Genomic DNA, 3,902 nt, shown 5'->3' with positions numbered 1-3,902 from the left:
CTTCCCGGTGGCCTGGAAGCTGGGCCTGTCCATTTCACTGCTGATTTTGTGCGGCATGACCATTCTAGGTTCCCTGCTGCTCAACAATCAGCTCGACCGCATGCGCGATCAGGCAGACACCTTCGGTGAAGCCATTGCCCTGCAACTGGCCAATACCATCCGCGAACCCCTGCTGGCAGATGACACCTTCCTGCTCAAGGTCCAGCTCAATAACCTGACCCGCAGCGACAGCGTGCGCGGCGCAGCGCTATTCGACCGCAGTGGCAACCTGGTCGACAAGGCCGGCATTTTACCTCTGGCCGCCAACCCGCTTCAGGAACAGATCAAGCGCTGGGAGCTGCAGGATGAACCGGTCACCACCTACTACGCTGCGGTGGATGTGAGCGACACCGTCGCCGGTTACACCGCCATTTCCCTGTCCGACCGCCCGATCATGGCCGCCCGGGAGTCGGTACAGGGCACCATGATCAATGCCACGCTGATCATGAGCGTGATCGCCATCATCGCCTCGTTCCTGATCAGCCGTCGGCTGGCCCGTCCTATTCATGATCTACTGGCTGCCACCAGTGCCATGCGCCGGGGTGATCTGAACTACCGGATTCAGGATCGCCGCAATGACGAAATCGGCGGTCTCATTGAGGCCTACAACACCATGGCCCACGGCATGCTGGAAAAAGATCAGGTAGAGCAGGTATTGAAGCGTTTTGTCAGCCCGTCGGTGGCACACAACATGATGGCAGACCTGGACCAGGTGCAGCTGGGTGGCCGCGATGTCCATGCCACCGTGGTATTTGCCGATATTGTCGGCTTCACCCGGCTGTCGGAAACCCTGCCGCCGGATGCCATTGCCGACATCCTCAATGTCTATTTCGACGCCATCACCACCGCCACTACCTTCTACCGTGGCACCATCGACAAATACATGGGCGACTGCGCCATGATTGTCTTCGGGGTGCCGGAGAAGGATGACGAGCACCTGTTTCACGGGCTGTGCTGTGCGGTCATGATCCAGAGAATGGTAGAAAGACTCAACGAGCAACGTCGCGCCCAGGGCCATACCACGGTGGAATTCCGTATCGGTATCAATTCCGGTGCCATGCTGGCCGGCAACCTGGGCTCCCGGGAGCGAATGCAGTACACCGTGGTCGGCGATACCGTCAACCTGGCGTCGCGCCTGTCCAACATGGCCGGCGGCAATGAAATCATCGCTGCTTCGCCACTACTGGCCAACCCCAACATCGCGTCACGGGTGCGCGCCACCGAGTACGGCGCCATGCGCATTCGCGGCAAGGCCGAACCGGTGGGCACGTTCCGCATTGATGGCGTGCACGCCCTGTCAGAAACCCTGATGGAACAGCGCATCGCCCAGTTCCTAGCGAAACAGAATACGGAGTCGCAACGTGCGTAAGGCCAGCCTGGTAATGGCCGCGCTGCTCGGCGGCTGTGCCACCCTCGGCGATCCGGAGCAACGTGTCAGCGAAGCCCTGGCGAACGATGATTACGCCGGCGCAGCAGCCATCATTGAAGACACGCCCCCGGATCACGACCAGTATGCCCTGCTGCAGGAACAGTACCCGGGCATCATCCTGGCCAGCGACCAGTACCGCCAGCGCCTGATTCTTGAAGCCGAGGCCATGAGCCGCCAGCAACGCTGGGAGCAAGCCCATAGACTGATTGAAGCGCATCGTAACAAGGTGGTGGACCCATCCGCCCTGGACGAACTGCTTACCGCCCTGAGCAGCCTGGAAGAATATCAGCTCAACCAACTACTGGCTGAGCGTCGCCGGAACCAGGCTCTCGCCCTGCAGAACAGTGCCGGCCTGACGGACAAGCTAAGCGGCTTTCACCTGCCCCGCGCCAAACAGGAACGCCAGCAACTGGCCGAGGAGCGGTTTTTTGTGATCGAGGAGCTGACCCGACTGGGAGAGTACTTTGCCCAGCGCCAGCAATGGCTGCTGGCTCGCGACCTGCTGAGCGCAGCTCACCGGCTGGCACCGGATCAGCCTCCGTCTGCGCAACTGGCCAAAGCACAACAGATTCTCAATGACGCCAGCCAACGGGCCCGGGCCCGACACAATCGCGCCCTGCTGACAGAAGCGGAACAACTGATGGCCCGTTACCAGCGAAATGGCCAGCTGGAATCCTTGCTGGCCGCCCGCCACTTCCTCAATCAGCATCAGGACAATCCAGTGCTGACAGACCATCGAGAACGCCTGGAGCAATGGGCCCGACGACGCTTTAGCGAAGAGATGAATACCGGCGAGGCCCTGTACGCTCGCGGCCAGTATCGCGAGGCCTATCGGATCTGGAAGCAGGTCGCCCCCCTGTACCCGAACGATGAAGAGCTGAACAAGAAACTGGAGCGCAGCCGACGGGTTCTGGCTAATCTCCGCAATCTACAAGACGAATGATCAGCCCCCCCCTTTTTTTGCCCTATGGGTGGCCAAATCGAACAAACCTACCGAATAACACATCCATCTCCCTTCAAGTTGGCAAAGATAGCTTTTATGTTTTCGATAACACAAAGGCAATGATTATCGAATAGGATTCAAATGGCTATTTGAAATAGCACACACCCACAATGAGGAAGGATCCTATGAAAATCACACAGATGACCGCAGCACTTTCTATTATCTCAGCTTCATTTCTTTCGCCTCCAGCATATGCAAGCTGCGATGATGTTTACATTAAGACCTCAGGGACATGCCCAGCAGAATCATCTCTTTCAGACAAGAAAGCAGTAAGAAACCCTCACGGCGATCCAGTGAATGTCACGGTTAAAATCAATTGGCGAGAAGGCAGTAAGACTGGGTCAAGATATAGAACATACAGCCTTTTCCCTGGCGAAGAAGAAACCCTTGGCTGCACTATAAGAAAGGGGCTACCGTATCCCATATATTACACTTATGAGGTTGCCGGCTGCGTTAACCAGTAAAGGGATACAAAAATATGTGGAGGGAGGAGCACTCAGCGCGCCCCTCCTTATTAAGCCCTGCATTCCTGCAGCTAATAATATAACCAGACCTGCCGAATCTTGAAGCAAGCGACACCACTACACTGATAACGAAGAACTGAAAAAGGGGCTGACACGCAACCGGCAGGTGCTGGCCAACTTATGCATCAAAAAAGACATTTAATAGGGACAAAGAAATAGACTATAAAAGTGCCCTTTAGCAGATCAAAAGCTATAAAAAACGCGCCGATTATGGCGCGTTTTTTATGCTGCTACGAGCAAGAATTTATTCCTGCACGGCATTCTCAAACTCAACGCCCTCGCCGGAGACATTTTGCTGGTCCTCGAAGGCATCTCGGTATTCCCGTGACACTTTCTGGCGACCTTCAAACACCTGTTCAAGGTTTACCGGCAACGGATTACCCACCACCTGCTCCAATTCACCCTTGCGATTCAATTCGAACTGCATGGCGGTAATGCCCATGTACTTCTGCCGGGTCATGCTCAGCAGCCGCTCGTTATCCGGCAGGATGGTGGGCCGTAAGAACACCATCAGATTGCTTTTCTCGCGTTTATTGCTAGTTGACCGGAATAGAATACCCAACAACGGAATGTCACCCAGTATCGGCACTTTACGTACTGTCTTGGTGATGTTGTCGCGAATCAAACCACCCAGGGCAATCGTTTCACCATCGTCCGCCAGCACCGTACTCTCCAGCTTACGGGTGGTGGTAACGATGTCCGCGGCTTCCCCTACGGAGTCCTTCACCTGAGAGTTTTCCTGCTCAAGCTCCAGACGGATGGTGGACAACCCGGCCACATGGGGAGTCACCTTCAAGCTTAGCCCCACATCTTCGCGCTGGATGGTCTGAAATGGGTTGGACACACCGGAACCGGTACTGGTGCTGGTGCCGGTGATAAAGGGCACGTTCTCCCCCACCACGATGGA

Annotated in this window: 4 protein-coding genes; 3 read left to right on the top strand and 1 reads right to left on the bottom strand. The window is 56.1% G+C overall.

The features are described from left to right. The 3 genes from ACFE0K_RS07080 to ACFE0K_RS07070 form a co-directional block, all read left to right on the top strand. Nucleotides 1–1,408: adenylate/guanylate cyclase domain-containing protein (locus tag ACFE0K_RS07080; RefSeq protein ID WP_434535392.1), on the top strand; the 1,408-nt coding region annotated here is incomplete at its 5' end. After that, the gene (locus ACFE0K_RS07075; protein ID WP_434535391.1) at nucleotides 1,401–2,411 is read left to right on the top strand and encodes a hypothetical protein; all 1,011 of its coding nucleotides are present in this window, start codon (nucleotides 1,401–1,403) and stop codon (nucleotides 2,409–2,411) included. The genes ACFE0K_RS07080 and ACFE0K_RS07075, both read left to right, overlap by 8 nt. Before the next feature lie 185 nt (nucleotides 2,412–2,596). Then, nucleotides 2,597–2,935: a hypothetical protein gene (locus ACFE0K_RS07070; protein ID WP_434535390.1), complete on the top strand. Its 339-nt coding sequence runs from the start codon at nucleotides 2,597–2,599 to the stop codon at nucleotides 2,933–2,935. Between the two features lie 304 nt (nucleotides 2,936–3,239). On the opposite strand, the gene ACFE0K_RS07065 is transcribed toward ACFE0K_RS07070, so the two are convergent. Then, on the bottom strand, nucleotides 3,240–3,902 hold a 663-nt coding region (locus ACFE0K_RS07065), incomplete at its 5' end, for a type II secretion system protein GspD (RefSeq protein ID WP_434535389.1).

The organism is Alcanivorax sp., assembly GCF_051117345.1.
Classification (GTDB): Bacteria; Pseudomonadota; Gammaproteobacteria; order Pseudomonadales; family Alcanivoracaceae; genus Alcanivorax.
The sequence above is the reverse complement of the archived record's forward strand: the minus strand, read 5'-3'. Positions and strand labels throughout refer to the sequence as shown.